This window comes from Kribbella shirazensis (genome assembly GCF_011761605.1).
In the GTDB taxonomy this organism is placed as follows: domain Bacteria; phylum Actinomycetota; class Actinomycetes; order Propionibacteriales; family Kribbellaceae; genus Kribbella; species Kribbella shirazensis.
Genome location: NZ_JAASRO010000001.1, coordinates 7,728,116 through 7,743,822, shown reverse-complemented (window position 1 = coordinate 7,743,822; position 15,707 = coordinate 7,728,116). Strand labels below are relative to the sequence as shown.

Here is a 15,707-nt window from a genome sequence, read left to right as displayed (position 1 = left end):
TAAGCGCCGACCAACGCCGTGCGGGTCACGATCCGGTGGCGCGGCGCGATGCGCGGGTGACGAGCAGGTGCAGGACGACGGTGACGGCCAGAATCGCCGCGGACACTCCGAGCAGGCCGTTGGCCGACGAGCCCGCGGTCAGGGCGACGCCGCCGAGGCCGCTGCCGAGGGCGGAGCCGAGGGAGATCGCGCTGCCGTTCAGCGCCATCACGATCGCGGCGGAGTCCGGTGCCATCGTCGCCAGCCGGGCCTGCTGCGGTACGGCGGCGCCGCCGTTGCCGACACCGGCCGCGAAGAACCAGACCAGGCTCCAGACCGCCGCGACGACGAGCGGGGCGACCATCAACGCGACCATGCCCAGTACGGCGTTCAGCAGCAGGCCGACCAGGACGATCGTCAGGACCCGGATCGCGCTGAACTTGTCGACCAGGCGTCCCGTCACCGCGTTGCCGGCCATGCTCGCGACGCCGTAGCCGAACATGATCGCGACAATCGCCCACTCGGCCTTGAAGTGCGGCCCGAGGATCAGCGTCGCGTACGTGAAGCAGGCGTAGCTGCCGCACAGGATCCCGGTGGTGATCAGCAGACCCGCGACCAGCCGTGGCTGGCCGAGCGGCCTGAGCCGGTCGACGAGCGTCCCGCCTGGAAGATGCAGGTGTGGCAGCCGGAGCATGATGCCGATGAGCGCGATCGTGCCGACCACCGCGACCAGGATCATCGGCAGCCGCCAGCTCGACTGCCCGATGACCAGACCGATCGGTACGCCGAGCGCGGTCGCTGTCATCCAGCCGCCGAGGATGAACGACAGCGCCTTGCCGTGGTGCTCGGCCGGCGTCAGCGCGATCACGTACCCGGTGACGGCCGCGTTCAGCAGGCTCCCGCCGAGCGCCGCGATCACCCGGCCGCTGAGCGCGATCGGGTAGTTCGTCGCGATCCCGACGATCACGTTGCCGAGGACGAACACTCCCAGCGACAGCACGATCGTCGTACGGCGTTCCCACCGGGACGTGAACGTGCCGAGGACGGGGCCGGCCAGCGCGGCCGTGAACGCGAACACCGACATCAGCTGGCCCGCGGCCGCCGGGGTGACGTCCAGGTCGCCCGCGATCTGCGGCAGCAGACCGGCCAGCACGTAGCCGTCGATCCCCATCGAGAACGTCGCGACCGCCAGCCAGATGAACGGACGGTTCGAGAAGCTCCGCCCCGGCCCCGAGACATCAATGGGTCGCGTTTCTGTCATTCACCCATCTCACCCCGAGCGCCTCCCTCGCGGCAAGAGGAATCTGATCAAATCTGCCAAGAACCAGCCATCTGTGATCACAGATGGTCAGGACGGCTCGGTGGTGCCCTCGGTGCTGAGGAGGACGACGGTGGGCGGTGTGGGGTCGGGGGGAGGGGCGGTTCGGAGGGCGGCCAGGGAGGCGGCGCCGCAGGGGCCGGCGGGGACGTTGTGGGTGTGGAGGAGGGACAGGGCGGCGCGGGTCTCGGTGTCGGTGACGGCGATCGCGGCGTCGAGGCCCTGGCGGATGGCCGGCCAGGCGGTGGTCGAGACCGTGCCGCAGTTCAGGCCGGACATGATCGTGGGGGCCGAGGTGTCGACGGTGATCGGGCGGCCGGCGGCGAGGGACGTGGTCACGCAGGCGGCGGTGACCGGTTCGGCCGCGAGGATCGTCGTACGGCGGCCCGGTGAGCGGTAGTGCTCGATCGCGGACTGGAGCAGTGAGCCGACGCCGGTGGGGACCACGATCAGACCTGGGTCGAACGGCAGCTGCCCGTCGAGCTCCGCGAACAGGGTCGAGTACCCGGCGACGATCCACCGGGGCACATCCTCGTAGCCGGGCCAGGCGGTGTCCTGGATCAGTACGTCGTTCGCGCGCGCACTCGCGGCGGCGATCCGTACCGCGTCGTCGTACGCCCGGCCAGTGTCGACGACGGACGCGCCCTCGTCGCGGATCGCCTGGACAACACCCTCGGACAGACCGGCGGGGACGTAGATGCGCGCCGCGAGCCCGAGTATCCGGGCGAGATAGGCGAGCGCGCGGCCGTGGTTCCCGTCCGTCGCCGTGACCAGCGTGAGCGGCCTGCCCGCGACGAGCGCCGTCAGCTCGGCGAACGTCCGGGCCGGCCCGAGCGCGCGGTTGACCGCCCAGGACGCGCCGAGCACCTTGAATGCGGGCAGGCCGAAGCGGTTCGACTCGTCCTTCACCCACAGGCGTTCGACGCCCAGCTCCGCCGCGAGCGCAGGCAGCTCGATCAGCGGCGTCGCGGCGTACCCGGGCATGCTCTGATGGAACGCGAGCGCGGACTCCCGGACGCCGGGCGCGACCCAGGACCCAGCCTCGGGATTGGTCGCCCACGGTCTGCTCGTCACCGTCCAAGTCTCCACGACTACTGTTGCCGCCATGGATCAGCCGGTGCCGCGCGTTCTCGCCGACCTGCACGCACTCGCCGACGACCCCGCACTGGAGTCCGGTGCGCGGTGGCGGCTCGCGGAGCCGGACCGTCAGCTGGACGCCAACCTGGTGCACCTGCCGGCCGGCCGCCGGATCGATACCCATGTGGAGCCGGACCTCGATGTCGTGCTGGTGGTCGTCTCGGGCGACGGGATCTTCGGTACGGCGGCCGGTCCGCAACACGTTGCCGCAGGCAACCTCGTGTGGCTCCCGCACGGCGCGGCCCGGGATCTCACCGCGGGCGCGAGCGGTCTGTCGTACCTGACCGTCCATCGTCGGCGTCCTGGTCTCCAGATCAAGAGCAGGGCGGCCGGCGCCTGAGGCGTGCCGGTTTCCGAAGTCGCGCTCCGGCAGGCGAAAGTCCCGCTGGCGCTCCAGGTCCGCGCATGCATCAATCAGGCACAGAGCGTGTTCTCGCCGGCGCGCTCGACGGCGTGTGGGGGTGGCTGCGATGGAGACACTGGCCCGGGAGTACCGAGCCCGGTTGGCCGAGTTGCTCGGTGAACCGCTGATGGTCGACGACCCGCTGATCACCACGGCGCAGGCCGCGGTCCTGCTGGAGGTCCCGCCGCAGCGCGTCGCCGCGCTGGTCCGTGCCGGTCACCTGCCCGCACGATCGCGCGCGCACCGCCGGCTGCTGCTGTCCGACGTGGTGCGGTCCGGTCTCGACCAGTGGATGTCGGTGGCGGAGGCGGGCGTAGTGCTGGGCCTCGGCCAGACCGGCGTACGACGGCTGATCTCGTCCGGACTGCTTGCGGCCCACGGCAAGGAGCTGCCGCTGCGCCGTGACGACGTGGAGGTGCTGGCCCGCCTGCGCGAGGGCTGGCTGACGCTGTCGACCGCCGCGAGCGCGCTCGGCGTGGGCGTCGACGAGGTCCAGCGGATGCTGCGGCACCGGCAGCTCACGCACACCTGCGATGTGGCTCGACCGGTCTACCGGCACGAAGTCTCGTCGGTGCTCGCCACGCGTCGCCCCGTCCCGAGCAAGGCGTGACTCAGCCGTTCTCGCGGAGCGTCTCGCCCGGCGCGCGTCCGTACGCGGCCCGGTAATGCCTGCCGAACCAGCCGGTCGACGTGAACCCCCAACGCAGCGCGATCGCCGCCACGGTGTCGCCGCAGGTCGGGTCCGCGTCCTGGAGGTCACGATGCGCTCGCTCGAGCCGGACCCGGCGCACGTACTCTCGCGGCGTACACGCGAGGTGCCGGCGAAACGCGTACTGCAGCGCCCGCGCACTCGTACCGGCCGCCGTCGCGATGTCCTCGACCGTGATCGGCAGGCCCGCGTTCTCGTCGACGTACGCGACAGCCCGGCGCAGGGTCGCCGTACCGACGGCGCCCGGTGACGGGACGTGGGACAGCTGCATCGTGGCGTTCGGGAAGACCGCGAGCATCGACGCCGCGACGTACTCGACCAGCTGGCCGGCCACCAGCGGATGTTCGGCGACGGACGGAGCCGAGGCGAGCGTCTTGCGCACGAAGCCGGTGAGGACCTGCCAGTGCGTGTTCATCGCCCGCGACACCGGCCGCCCGGCCGTCGGCCAAAGATCGGCCGGTACGGCGCCGAAGTGCCGCGAGGCCGCTCGCGCGACGTCCTCCTGCCCGACCCGGACCACGACCAGTTCGAGCGGCTGGGCGCGGAACTGCATGACGTCCTTGACCGAGTACAGGAAGCTGTCGCCGGCCGTGAGGGCGTGCTCGCCGGTCCGGTCACCCAGGCCGAGCCGGCCCTTCACGAGCCAGATCGCGGTCAGGTCGGTCCACGGGTCGGTCAGCGCGTCGAACCGCATCTCCATCCGGCACCGGTCGGCGCCGACGCCGCCGCACTCCGCCGTACTGAGCGCGAGCGACCCGTTGTCCCGGTGCCGGCCGACCAGCCGCACCCGGCTCGGATAGACCTGGTTCAGCAGTTGCATCGTCGCTTCGAGCCCATTGCTGCGAACACTGTCCCGTTGGACTCCGGCCGGCGCAGGCGTCATTCGGTACTAATACACCGCGAGATACGAGACCTGACAGACCCTGAGGTGTTGGCCGATCAGTTCGTGGCGGAGGTCGTCGTCGGGATCCCCACGGGGCGGGCGCGGCCGAGAGGCGACGGCGTGAGGACCGGATGGGCGCGCAGGTAGGCGATGAACCCTTCGTGGTCCCGGTCGTTGCGGACCGGATCGGTGAAGCCGGCGAAGACCTTCGTGCCGTCGCCGCCGATCAGGGTGTAGGCCAGCGCGGCGACGCGGTAGTCGCGGGTCAGGTCGAGCGGCTTGCCGTCGATCAGCACCGACGCCGGGTCCACCCGCCGGCCGATCGGTTCGGTCGTGTCATAGGTGTAGCTGACGTTGTGCGACACGGCGAACGGCGCGAACTTCTCGGTCCCGTCGGTTTGCGGTACCCACTGCGCCTCGAAGGCGGCATGCAGCTGGCTGCCGGGCAGCGTCACCGTCAGGATCGGGTTGCCGTAGCCGAACGCGGTCCACGCCTCGCCGAACAACACGGTCCCGTCGGCGTCGGCGGCATTGGTGCCCTTGGCAAACAACAGGTCGCCGGTCAGGGCGTTGGAGCCGGACACGGGTTTGACCGAGATGAGCGCCAGGTCCGCCCGTCCGTGCCGGGTCCGGTTCGCGTCCCAGTACGCGAAGTCCGCGGCCAGGTTGCCCATCGTGCTCTCGCCGGACGCGTTGAGCGTGCGGGTGAAGTCGCCGGTGATGCGGGCGAGCGGGGTGGCGTAGCGCTTCTTCCCCTGGGCGGTCCAGTAGTCGGCGATGTCCTGCAGTTCCTCGTCGACCGGTACGTCGCGGGTGTTCGCATGGTTCGTCGACGTGGTGAGCTCACGGATCACCGCGCCGGTCCGCGGGTCCAGCTTGAGGTTGATTTCGTTGATCAACGACCCGTGGTTACCGGCCTCGACCACCGGACGCGGTACGCCGTTCGGGTCCGGGACCATCATGTTGAACCGGCAGTGCCAGTGCCCGGTCACGATCGCGGCGATGTCCGGTGACGCGTTCGCGGCGAGCTGGAAGATCGGCCCGGACGGGTTCGTGCCCGCGTTGTAGTCGTTCCCGGCGACGCCGCCGTCGTGGATGTTGATGACGATCGCGTTGACGCCGCGGCGCTTGAGCTCGGCGGCCAGTTTGTTCGCCTGCTCGAGGTCGGACAGTGACCGCAGTCCGGGCTGGTACGACGTGGAGCCGACCTCGGAGCCGACCACGGTCAGGTGGATGAACGCGATCGGGAGCCGCCGGCCGCCGCCCGCGTCCACCCATTCGACGTTGTACGGCGGCACGATCGTCCGGCCGGTGTCCGCGTGCACGATGTTCGCGGTGTAGAAGCGGAAGTTCGCGCCCTGGAACCGGTGCCCCGTCGAGTCGACGAAGTTGTCGTCGCGCCCACTCACCGGGTACGGGACGCCGCGCTCCATGTGGTTGACCAGGAACTCGACCGAGTGGTCGAGCTCGTGGTTCCCGACCGTGCTGAAGTCCAGCTTCAACGCGTTGAGTGCCTCGATCGTCGGCTCGTTGGCGTGCGCGTCGATCTCGAACGGCCAGCCGTTGAAGTTGTCGCCGGACGAGAAGAAGAACGAGTTCCGCCGGCCCTCCCGCAGCCGTTTCAGGTGCGTGGCCATGTACCCGACCCCGCCGACGGTCACCCGGACGCCGCCGGCTCCGGTGATCACGCTGCCCTGGCTCGGCGTCGTCGGCTGCAGGTACCCGTGCAGGTCGGTGATGTTCAGCAACTGCACGTCGACGTACTCGGGGGCGTCGTCGACGGCGTGCGGCGTGGCGTACGCGATGTCACCGACCGCGGTGGCGGTGGCGATCGCACCTGTCGTGGTGAGGAACGTCCGGCGGCGGATCCGACTGTTCACGGCAGACCTACTTCCTGGCGGCGGGGTGCGCGTGAGTGCGCATTATTGCCCCTTTCCGACATTATTAGCCGCGGAACCGGACGCGCGTCAACGGCGCCCGATGAACAATCTCGAGCTGCAGGTCAGAGACTGCGGGAGGTGAGGGTGGGGAGAGCGCCACGGGTGGGGTCGAGGAGCCGGGTGTGGACGGCGTCCTGGGCGAGGCTGGCCGCGCCGAGGGCCACGCACAGGGCGCCGAGCTCGGACGCGCGGACCTCCGGGACGCGTGGGCAGAGGCGGGTGAGCTCGGCGGTCAGAGGCTCCAGCAGTACGTCGGCCGCTCGGGAGAACGACCCGCCGAGCACGAGCAGCCGCGGGTCGACGATCGCGATGGCGGTGGCCGCGGCGACCGCCATCGCGTGTGCGTACCTCCGGACAGCGGCGCGGGCCGCCCGATCTCCGTCACGGGCGGCGGCGAAGGCACGTTCGGCCTTGTCCAGTGGGGGGACGTCCGCCGGTACGACGTCGTGCAAGTACTGGAGTGCCGCCTCCCAGGCCACGCCGCGCAATGCTGACATGTCCGCGGCGGCACCGAACGCGCCCCGTCGTAGTTGGCCGTCCAGGACCAGGGCCAGCCCGGTACGCCGCCCCGCATGGAGAAACACCATGTCCGCGGGACCGGCGGCGGGCGTGCCGTGGCGTTGTTCGGCGAGGGCAGCCAACTGGCTGTCGTTGTCCGCGACCGCGAGGCGGGTCGTGAAGTGTGCGGGCACGTTGGTGCCGGCCCAGTCGGGGATCGCGTTGGCCCGGACGACAGTGCCGGTCGTGTCGACCAGTCCCGTCGTACCGGCGCCGACGGCCCACACCCGCGAGACGGGTACGCCCGCCTCGCGTGCGCACTCGGCGATCACCTGGTCCGCCGTACCCAGCCGCTCGTCCCGTCGCATCTCGGGCGCCACCGGATGCCGTACGCTCGCGAGCACCCGGCCGTCGAGGTCGGTCAGCGCCCCGCGGACGGAGTACGCCCCGATGTCCAGGCCGGCGACATACCCGGCCTCCGCGCGGAAGCGGTAGCTGCGCGCAGGACGCCCGCGGCCGCGGATCGCCGGGCTCTCCTCGACCAGCCAGCGCCGCGTCACCAGGCTGGACAGCACTTCTTCGACCGCAGTGCGTCCGAGTCCGCTCTGCTCGACGATCTGTGCGACCCGCACCGGGCCGGCGGACCGCACCGCGGCCAGCACCGCGCGCTCGTTGAGCTGCCGCAACCGGGACTGATCCGCGCCGTCCGACCCCATGATCGAGCCAGCTTAGACGAGGTCCGGCGATCAGCCGGCGTACGTCGCCGGGCGTACGCCGGGTGCCGCCGGGCGGCCGATGTGTGGTGGTGGCGGTGTCCCCGACGCTTGGACGAGACGAAGGGAGGATTCATGAATCAGCACGTCAGCCGGACGTTCCCGGCCACCGACATGCCGGCCTGGCTGGTGCTCGTACTGGTCGCGCTCGGGATCCCGCGCACAGTTCTGGCCGACCTGGACGTCGTGCCGCCGGAGAGCGGGCTGCTCTACTACTGCCTCGCGCTGATCCCGTTCGCGGTCTGGCTGGGCGTGGCGATCAGGCGCCGGAGCCGCCGTCCGCTCACCGACTTCCTGATGGTCGGCGGCCTGTACGGCGTATCGCTCGCGATCGTCCACCAGTTGATGTGGACCGACGGCCTCGCGCTCAGGCACATCGGGATCGCGATGATGATCGGCCTGGGCACGGGACTCGTCGTCGGCCTGGTCGCTCTGGTCGCCAACCTCTGGCGCTCGAAGCGATCGGCTCAGTGATACGCCACCGTGGTGACGAGCGCGGCCGTGCAGGTTGCGAGGTACAGGAACCATGGGCCGAGGTTGTGGTCGTGCACCCGGAGGTGTGCCACCAGCGCGCCCAGGAAGTACAGCACCAGGCCCGACGCGGCGAGCAGGCCGAGCGCCGGTACGGCGAGACCGGCGAGGAGGCCCGCCGCGCCGGCGCCGAGCAGCAGGCCGAAGGGCAGGATCCACTTGTGGTCGACGCGCACCTTGTCGGCCTGCGACTTCGGGTAGGCGTGACCGATGACGTTGGCGATCGCGGCGCTGCCGGTGAGCGCGGCGGCGAGCACCGTGGAGGCGAGATAGGCGGCGTACACAAGAGCTCCGATCCGTGGGAGGCGAATGGTCGCCTCACGGACGAGACAGCTACTGCGGATGTGACAGCAGGCCGGTGAGTTTCGTGGGATTGCTGACCACGTGGAGGGTGTGTACGCCGCCGTCGACCAGGTGGAGGGTGACCGCGAGAACCGGGCCGTCGGCCGACCGGATGACGATCCCGGGGGCGCCGTTGAGCTCCTCGATCCCGACCTGCGCGCCGTCCGGCCGGCGCCCGGACAGTGCGACGAACGCGCGAGCGACGTACAGCGGGCCGTAGATCGGTTTGCGCGGAGCGCCGGTGAGTCCGCCGCCGTCGCTGATCAGCGTGACGTCCGGGGCGAGGACCGCCATCAGCGCCTCGACGTCGCCGTCCAGACAGGCGGCGAGGAAGCGCTCGGTGACCTGTCGTTGGGTCGTCCGGTCGGTGTCGTAGCGCCGACGCCGCTCGGCGACCGCCTTGCGCGACCGGTGCGCGAGCTGGCGGACGTCGGCGACCTGGCGGTCGAGGATGCCGGCGATGTCGGAGTAGCTGTAACCGAACGCTTCGTGAAGGACGAACACGGCCCGCTCGGTCGGCGACAGGGCCTCGAGGACCAGCAGTACGGCGGTCGACACGTCATCGGCCCGTACGACGTGATCGGCCGCGTCCGGTGTGGTGAGCATGGGCTCGGGAAGCCACGGTCCGACGTACGACTCACGGCGTACCGCGGCACTGCGCAACCGGTCGATCGCGAGCCGGGTGGTGACGCGGACCAGGTAGCCCTCCGCATCGTCGACCGTGCCGGTGTCGACCCGGCTCCACCGCAGCCAGGCGTCCTGGACGACGTCCTGCGCGTCGGCCACGCTCCCGAGCAGCCGGTACGCCACGGCGTACAACAGCCCGCGATGCTCCGTGAACCGGGCCGTCGCCACCTCCATGCGTGCAACGATAATCCGGCGCTAGGTCCTGGGGACCGGGGCGTGCCAGCCGCGGGTGATGGCCAGGAGGCGCCAGGTGACGGCGACCGTGGCGGCGACGACGGCGACGGGGGTCACGGGGAACTCGAGCTCGTGGCCGACGACGGCGATCGTGGCGCCGGCCGCGGCCGGGATCGCGTACAGCTCGCCGGGCCCGAACACGGTCGGGACCCGTAGGGCGACGACGTCGCGGAGCACTCCGCCGCCGGCCGCGGTCACGATCCCGAGCAGGATCGCGGGCACGGGACCGACGCCGTACTCGACGGCCTTGAGCGCCCCGGCGACGCAGAACAGTCCCAGGCCGAACGCGTCCAGGACGTCGACGGTCCGCTCCCGCCGGGTGACGACCGGATGGAACCAGAACGTCGTCAGCGCCGCGATCACCGGCACCAGCAGGTACCGCCAGTCGGCGAGCGAGGCGGGCGGCACCGCTCCGATCAGGATGTCGCGGATCCAGCCGCCACCCAGCGCGGTCAGGGTCGCCAGCGCCAGCAGGCCGATGATGTCCAGTTTCCGGCGTACGGCGAGCAACGCGCCCGAGATCGCGAACACCAGGATCCCCGCCAGATCGAGGACGAGCAGAAGCGATGCCATGGGGATCACTCTCTCGTGTGAATCGCCCTGCTCCCGCACCGGGCCCGGTTGCCGGGCGCACTGCGTGAGGGAAGCCGCGGTGTAGGTACGGTGGCCAGCGTTTGTCGTGCAGTGAGGAGGAGACGACGCGTGTCGGTGGACGTGCTGCTGCTCGGTGGTGTCGTGCTGGTGGGCGCCCTGGTGCAGTGGCTGACGGGGATGGGGTTCGCGCTGGTCGCGGTGCCTGCACTGGTGATCGTGCTGGGGCCGGTTGACGGGGTGACGTTCGCGAACTGCGCCGCCGGTGTCGTGTCTGTCCTGGGGCTGGCACGAGGATGGCGTCAGGTGCGGCTTCGGGCGATGGGACCGCTGCTCGTCGCGGCTGCGTGCACGGCGCCGGTCGGCGCGTGGTTCTCCCGGGCTCTTCCCGGGCCGGTATTGCTCGTGGTGATGGGCGCTCTCGTGACGGTGACGGCGACACTGCTGCTGACCGGTTTGCGGGTACCGGCGCTCAAGGGCCTCGCCGGCGCCCTGACGGCCGGCGCGACCGGCGGGTTCATGAACACCGCAGCGGGTCTGGGCGGGCCACCGATGTCGCTGTACGCCGTCAACGCGAACTGGACGATCCGCGAATTCGTGCCGAACGCGCTGTTCTACGGCGCCGTCGTCAACGCCTTCTCACTCGTCACCCGCGGCGTCCCTCCACTCGCGGACCGCGAATGGGGCGTCGCCGGTCTGGGCCTGCTGTCCGGGGCAGCGATCGGGGCGCTGCTGGCGGGCCGGATCCCCGACCGGACGGCCCGTTTCCTCGTGCTGCTGCTGGCGATCGGCGGCGGCGTCGCCACCGGGCTGAAAGGGCTGTTCGCACTCTGAAGAACCGAGTCGGATCGTCTGTGTTCGACTGTGAACGGTGGCTTTCGTCGGTGGTCCCGGCTGTCCTACGGTGTGGCGGACCGTGCCCTTTCACGTTTCAGACGGGATGTTCTTCGTGTCGCTTGCTCGACGATGGGCGTCGTTGCCGATCGATCTGCGACGGCAGGGCGTCGGCGGGGCCGCCGCATTGCTCGGCGTACCGGACCTCAGGGACCGGGTCGCGTGGGAGGCCTTGGATCGCGACACGGTCGACGACGTGCTGACAGCGGCCGAGGTCGACCGCGCGCAGCCTTGGCCGCAGACGTTGTTGTCCGACTACGCCCGGTACTGGCGGGACGGCGTTCGGGTCGCGTACGAAGGGCCGGCGGGGGAGCTGCGGCGCCGGACGAGTACCGCGGTGCTGGCAGCGGCGATGACCGGTGAGCATGTCGACGAGGCCGCGGACGGCTTGCTGCTGTTGTGCGAGCAGACCACGTGGTGCTGGGCCGCGCACGAGTCGTTCGCCGCGGCCCGTGGCGAGGTCGTGGCCGATCCGGACGATCCGTACGTCGACCTGGGCGCGGCCGAGACCGTACAGGTTCTGGCATGGGCGGATCTGGTGCTCGGGTCGGCGTTGGACGAGCGGGTGCCCGGGCTTCGGCGCCGCCTGCGACGCGAGGCCCGGATTCGCGTGTTCGAGCCGTTCCTCGGCAACCGGGAGTGGCACTGGCTCGGGCTGGACGGGCGGTTGCACAACTGGAGCCCGTGGATCCAGGGCCACATCCTGAGCGCCGCCCTCCTGCTCGAGTCCGACCCGGATACCCAGTTCCTGCTGGTCGAGTCGGCCGTGGACGGTCTCAGCCGGTACCTCGACGCGATGCCGGCCGATGGTGGTTGCGACGAGGGCTACGCGTACTGGTGGAACGGGCCGGCGCGGCTGGTCGAGGCCCTGGAGCTGCTCGACCGCATCACCGGCGGCGCGCTCGACCCGTGGAAGTGCGAGCCGCTGGCCGAGCTGGCGCAGTACCCGCGACGAATGGCACTCGGCGACGGCTGGTACGTCAACGTCGGCGACGGGCCGGCACGCCCGAATCCGCAGCAACCGTGGCATGTCCTGCACCGCTGGGGCCGCCGCGTCGGCGATCCGGGCGTGACGGCGTTCGCGGCGGCGCATCGCGGCCAGCCGCAGTCACCCGAGGTGGGCCTCGGCCGCGCGCTGATCGGGCTGTTCGATCGGGAATGGTGGACCGCGGCCGCGGAACCGCTCGATCTTCCGCGGTCGACCTGGTTGCCCGACACCGAGCTGCTGGTCGCGCGGGACGCTCCGGCCGGACTGGCGCTCGCCGTCAAGGGCGGCCACAACGACGAGAACCACAACCACAACGACGTCGGCTCGTTCATCGCGGCGGTCGACTCGGCCCCGGTGCTCGTCGATCTCGGTCAGCCGACGTACACGGCGATCTCCTTCTCGCCCCGGCGCTACCAGCAATGGGTCATGCAGAGCGCCTGGCACAACGTCCCGCTGATCGACGGCCACGAGCAGTCGCCCGGCGCCGCGGAGCGAGCCGGGGGCCTGCAACCACAGGAGGATCAGCTCGCGCTGACGCTACCCGGGGGAGTGGTACGGCGGACCGCGTCGTTGGACCGGGACGCCCGGGCGATCCGCGTGACCGACGAGTGGCAGGACGGCCACCAGATCGTCGAGCACTTCATCCTCGCCGGTACGCCGCAGCGGCACCGACCCGGCGGACTCGTCGTACGGAGCTTGTCGGGGGTCCTGGTGGCACTGTCGTGGGACGACGAACTCGGGCCGGGCACCCTGGAACGCAGGGCGGTCGACGACGAGCTGCTCGAGGCGGTCTGGGGACCGGATGTCCACCGGTTGGTGATCGACGCCTCCGGCCGGACGAGTTTCGAGCTCACTGTGAGCAGGTTCGAGGAGACGCTGTGACGAACGCGCCGTACACCGGCTACACGCGTGCGACCTGGGAGCGCACCGCGGATGACCTGCTGCTCGCCCTGCGGCCGTGGGCCTCACCGGACCACTCGCGCATCGAGTTGCCGGGGAAGCCGAGCGCGTACGGGCAGGACAGCGACTCGCTCGAAGCGTTCGCGCGCTCGTTCCTGCTCGCGGCGGCGCGGCTGCGTGGTGCCGACGGCAACGATCCGCACAATCTCGCCGAGTGGTACGCGGCCGGCCTGAAGGCCGGCACGGACCCGGCGTCGCCGACGGCCTGGCCGCGGCCCGATCGGCTGGGTCAGGCGAAGGTCGAGGCCTGCTCGATCGCACTCGGCCTGCACCTGTCTCGGCCGTGGCTGTGGGACAAGCTGTCGCCCACCGACCAGGAACGCGTCGTCGACTGGCTGGGCAGTGTGGTCGGTGAGCAATATCCGCCGATCAACTGGGTCTGGTTCCAGATCGTGGTGGAGACCTTCCTGAAGGAGGTCGGCGGGCCGTGGTCGCGCGCCGACATCGACAGCGGCCTGGCGGTGCACGAGAGCCTGTATCGCGGTCACGGCTGGTACGCCGACGGTCCCGAGCGGGCCTTCGACCACTACAACGGCTGGGCGTTGCACGTGTATCCGTTGCTCTGGACAACCATGGACGACACGCTCGCCGATCCGGAGCTGGTCGCACAGTGGCGGCAGCGCCTGGACGACTTCCTGCAGACCGCCGTACATCTGATCGGCGGGCACGGCGCACCGCTCGCCCAAGGGCGCAGCCTCACGTACCGGTTCGCCGCGGCCGCACCGTTCTGGGTCGGTGCGATCACCGGCGCGACCGGCCTCCCGCCCGGACAGCTCCGGCGCGCGGCATCGGGCATGCTGCGGCACTTCCTCGATCGCGGCGTCCCCGACGAGCGCGGCCTGCTGAACCTCGGCTGGTACGGCGAGGACCCGGCGATCGCGCAGTCGTACTCCGGACCGGGATCGCCGTACTGGGCGGTCAAAGGCATGCTCGGCCTGATGCTGCCCGCCGATCACCCGGTGTGGACGGCGGACGAGGAGCCGCTGCCCGTCGAGACCGGCGACTTCAGGCTGCAACTGCCCGAACCGGGATGGCTCGTCAGCGGTACCCGCGCCGACGGCATCGTCCGGATCGTCAACCACGGCACGGATCACTCGACACCCGGCGACCGCCGCGCCGACTCACCGCTGTACGCGCGCATCGCCTATTCGACGCACACGCTGCCGCAGTTCGAGCCGCCGTCGTGGGCGCAGCCCCTGGACAACAGCATCGCCGTCGTGCATCCGCAATACGGCCTGTCGCACCGCAACGGCATGACCGTTGCCGCGCCCAACGTCTCCGTCGTCGACGCGCACTGGGTGATGACCACGGAGGACCACAGCCCGGAGCACGGCTCGGGACGCGGCGGGACGGTCGTCGAGGGACCGCGCCTGGTCACCGGATCCCTGCTCAGCGGCAGTCACGAGGTACGGGCGGTGCGGGTGGCACCGGACGCGTCCCTGCACCCGGACTGGTTGATCGAGCTCAGCGGCTGGCCCGTCTCCGGCGACCTCGTCTCGACGGTCTCGAACGTCACCGGCCTCGACCATGCCGATCGTCGCGAGCTGACACCCGACACCGTCGTACCGTTCGTCCGCGGACCGATCGAGGCCGGCAGGCTGTACGTCGCCGTCGTCACCCTCGCGGGCGGCCCGCCGGAGCCTGTGCCTACGGTCCGCGTCGACGCAACACGCATCGAGGTGACCTGGACCGACGGCGCCACGGAGTACCTGGACCTCTAGGAACGCGCGAACGGCATCGACGAGTCGCGGATGATCAGCTCCGGCGTGATCAGCACGCGCTGCGTCGGTCGTCGGCGGCCTTCGAGCAGCCGGGCCACCATCATCTCGACGGCCGTCCGTCCGACCATCAGCTTCGGCGGGCGGACCGCGGTCATCGACGGCTCCGCGAGCTGCGCGACTTCGTCGTCATAGGCAACGATCGCCATGTCCTCAGGGATCCGCAGGCCGGCCTCGATGCAGTACTGCGCGACGGACATCGCATCGGGGTCGGAATGGATCACCAGCGCGGTCGTCGCGGTCGCGGCGCACCGCTCGAGGAGGTGACCGATGATCTCGCGATGTCCCGGCTCGTCCATCCGGACCGACTCGCGGACGACCATGTCGGTGGGGATCCCGAGGTCGGCGCACACCAGGTCCCAGCCCTGGGCGAGATGGGCGGACGTCGGGCTGCCCTTGGACAGCACCAGTCCCATCCGGCGATGGCCCTGGTCGTACAGGTGCCGCACCGCGAGCTCGACCCCGAGTGCGTGGTCGCTGCGGACCCACTCCAGCTGGTAGCTGGTCGGCGTCCAGCGCGGCGGGTGCCGCTCGACCAGGATCACCGGAACCGGCAGCTCCCCGATCCACTGGATCATCTCGCCGACGTCGTCGCCCTCCAGGTTCGGCGCGAGCAGCAGCCCCTGGACCTGCTGGGCCTCGATCAGCCGGGAGATCTGCCGCTGGTCCTCGGCCCAGTCGTACGTCGACCCGCGCAGCTGGATCGCCACGCCGTGTGCGGCTGCCGCCGAGCGGGCACCGCCGACGATCGGCGGCCAGTAGTAGTCCAGCGACGGCACGACCATGCCGATCGAGAACCGCGGGGCGCTCGACGGGCGCCGCCGCGCCGGTGCGCTCGGCGCCAGCTCGGTCGGTAGCGTCGCGCCGCCGTGCACCTTGGTCAGGAGGTTCTGGGCGGCCAGCGCCGCGATGTCCCGGCGGATCGTCAGCTCGCTGACGCCGAGCAGTTCGGCGAGCTCCTTGACCCGCACGGCACCGTGCCGGCGGAGCTCGTCCATCACCCGCTCGTGGCGTTGCAGACCGAACAGCCGGTCGTCCGGCACCGACCCCACCTCCTCGATG

15 protein-coding genes are annotated in these 15,707 nt (G+C 70.9%); 6 read left to right on the top strand and 9 right to left on the bottom strand.

The features are described from left to right. Window positions 1-25 precede the first annotated feature (25 nt). Together BJY22_RS36850 and BJY22_RS36845 are read right to left on the bottom strand one after the other, a co-directional pair. Complete coding sequence (locus tag BJY22_RS36850; RefSeq protein WP_167216334.1) at window positions 26-1,240, bottom strand: MFS transporter; 1,215 nt, start codon at window positions 1,238-1,240, stop codon at window positions 26-28. Window positions 1,241-1,327: 87 nt separating this feature from the next. Further along, the gene (locus BJY22_RS36845; protein WP_337759754.1) at window positions 1,328-2,371 is read right to left on the bottom strand and encodes a pyridoxal-phosphate dependent enzyme; all 1,044 of its coding nucleotides are present in this window, start codon (window positions 2,369-2,371) and stop codon (window positions 1,328-1,330) included. Between the two features lie 31 nt (window positions 2,372-2,402). Here BJY22_RS36845 and BJY22_RS36840 point away from each other — a divergent pair, with 31 nt between their 5' ends. Then, window positions 2,403-2,774 (top strand): hypothetical protein, encoded by a 372-nt coding sequence (locus BJY22_RS36840; RefSeq protein WP_167216330.1) that lies wholly within the window; start codon window positions 2,403-2,405, stop codon window positions 2,772-2,774. Between the two features lie 130 nt (window positions 2,775-2,904). Beyond that, window positions 2,905-3,447 carry a MerR family transcriptional regulator gene (locus BJY22_RS36835; protein ID WP_167216328.1) on the top strand — a complete coding sequence of 181 codons (543 nt, stop codon included), beginning with the start codon at window positions 2,905-2,907 and terminating at the stop codon, window positions 3,445-3,447. A 1-nt stretch (window position 3,448) separates the two neighbouring features. On the opposite strand, the gene BJY22_RS36830 is transcribed toward BJY22_RS36835, so the two are convergent. The 3 genes from BJY22_RS36830 to BJY22_RS36820 form a co-directional block, all read right to left on the bottom strand. Beyond that, a complete protein-coding gene (locus BJY22_RS36830; protein ID WP_202891436.1) occupies window positions 3,449-4,366 on the bottom strand; it encodes a helix-turn-helix transcriptional regulator in 918 nt (305 codons plus the stop codon). Window positions 4,367-4,485: 119 nt separating this feature from the next. Next, on the bottom strand, window positions 4,486-6,309 hold the full coding sequence (locus BJY22_RS36825; protein ID WP_167216326.1) for a 5'-nucleotidase C-terminal domain-containing protein: 1,824 nt from the start codon (window positions 6,307-6,309) through the stop codon (window positions 4,486-4,488). 122 nt (window positions 6,310-6,431) lie between these two features. Continuing rightward, window positions 6,432-7,583: an ROK family transcriptional regulator gene (locus BJY22_RS36820; protein ID WP_167216324.1), complete on the bottom strand. Its 1,152-nt coding sequence runs from the start codon at window positions 7,581-7,583 to the stop codon at window positions 6,432-6,434. Between the two features lie 132 nt (window positions 7,584-7,715). Here BJY22_RS36820 and BJY22_RS36815 point away from each other — a divergent pair, with 132 nt between their 5' ends. Further along, window positions 7,716-8,114: a hypothetical protein gene (locus BJY22_RS36815; protein ID WP_167216322.1), complete on the top strand. Its 399-nt coding sequence runs from the start codon at window positions 7,716-7,718 to the stop codon at window positions 8,112-8,114. Here BJY22_RS36815 and BJY22_RS36810 read toward each other — a convergent pair. From BJY22_RS36810 to BJY22_RS36800, 3 genes are read right to left on the bottom strand one after another with little or no spacing between them, the layout of a single operon-like run. Beyond that, the gene (locus BJY22_RS36810) at window positions 8,108-8,455 is read right to left on the bottom strand and encodes a DoxX family protein (protein ID WP_167216320.1); all 348 of its coding nucleotides are present in this window, start codon (window positions 8,453-8,455) and stop codon (window positions 8,108-8,110) included. The two genes, BJY22_RS36815 and BJY22_RS36810, sit on opposite strands and share 7 nt — an antisense overlap. Before the next feature lie 49 nt (window positions 8,456-8,504). After that, a complete protein-coding gene (locus tag BJY22_RS36805; RefSeq protein WP_167216318.1) occupies window positions 8,505-9,374 on the bottom strand; it encodes an RNA polymerase sigma-70 factor in 870 nt (289 codons plus the stop codon). 21 nt (window positions 9,375-9,395) lie between these two features. After that, window positions 9,396-10,007, bottom strand: coding sequence for a trimeric intracellular cation channel family protein (locus BJY22_RS36800; RefSeq protein WP_167216316.1), 612 nt, complete (start codon window positions 10,005-10,007; stop codon window positions 9,396-9,398). A 129-nt stretch (window positions 10,008-10,136) separates the two neighbouring features. On the opposite strand from BJY22_RS36800, the gene BJY22_RS36795 reads away from it, so the two are divergent. The 3 genes from BJY22_RS36795 (at window position 10,137) to BJY22_RS36785 (ending at window position 14,588) form a co-directional block, all read left to right on the top strand. Beyond that, window positions 10,137-10,859 carry a TSUP family transporter gene (locus BJY22_RS36795; RefSeq protein ID WP_167216314.1) on the top strand — a complete coding sequence of 241 codons (723 nt, stop codon included), beginning with the start codon at window positions 10,137-10,139 and terminating at the stop codon, window positions 10,857-10,859. Window positions 10,860-11,001: 142 nt separating this feature from the next. Continuing rightward, window positions 11,002-12,789: a heparinase II/III domain-containing protein gene (locus BJY22_RS36790; protein WP_238350562.1), complete on the top strand. Its 1,788-nt coding sequence runs from the start codon at window positions 11,002-11,004 to the stop codon at window positions 12,787-12,789. Then, the gene (locus BJY22_RS36785) at window positions 12,786-14,588 is read left to right on the top strand and encodes a DUF2264 domain-containing protein (RefSeq protein ID WP_167216312.1); all 1,803 of its coding nucleotides are present in this window, start codon (window positions 12,786-12,788) and stop codon (window positions 14,586-14,588) included. Before BJY22_RS36790 ends, BJY22_RS36785 begins: the two co-directional genes overlap by 4 nt. On the opposite strand, the gene BJY22_RS36780 is transcribed toward BJY22_RS36785, so the two are convergent. Next, window positions 14,585-15,688 (bottom strand): substrate-binding domain-containing protein, encoded by a 1,104-nt coding sequence (locus BJY22_RS36780; protein ID WP_337759753.1) that lies wholly within the window; start codon window positions 15,686-15,688, stop codon window positions 14,585-14,587. The two genes, BJY22_RS36785 and BJY22_RS36780, sit on opposite strands and share 4 nt — an antisense overlap. Window positions 15,689-15,707 lie beyond the last annotated feature (19 nt).

Bases quoted from the DNA above. Each gene is read 5' to 3' on its own strand.
- BJY22_RS36840 (WP_167216330.1), top strand. From the start codon at position 2,403: ATGGATCAGCCGGTGCCGCGCGTTCTCGCCGACCTGCACGCACTCGCC.
- BJY22_RS36830 (WP_202891436.1), bottom strand. From the start codon at position 4,366: ATGCAACTGCTGAACCAGGTCTATCCGAGCCGGGTGCGGCTGGTCGGC.
- BJY22_RS36835 (WP_167216328.1), top strand. From the start codon at position 2,905: ATGGAGACACTGGCCCGGGAGTACCGAGCCCGGTTGGCCGAGTTGCTC.
- BJY22_RS36800 (WP_167216316.1), bottom strand. From the start codon at position 10,007: ATGGCATCGCTTCTGCTCGTCCTCGATCTGGCGGGGATCCTGGTGTTC.
- BJY22_RS36850 (WP_167216334.1), bottom strand. From the start codon at position 1,240: ATGACAGAAACGCGACCCATTGATGTCTCGGGGCCGGGGCGGAGCTTC.
- BJY22_RS36805 (WP_167216318.1), bottom strand. From the start codon at position 9,374: ATGGAGGTGGCGACGGCCCGGTTCACGGAGCATCGCGGGCTGTTGTAC.
- BJY22_RS36820 (WP_167216324.1), bottom strand. From the start codon at position 7,583: ATGGGGTCGGACGGCGCGGATCAGTCCCGGTTGCGGCAGCTCAACGAG.
- BJY22_RS36815 (WP_167216322.1), top strand. From the start codon at position 7,716: ATGAATCAGCACGTCAGCCGGACGTTCCCGGCCACCGACATGCCGGCC.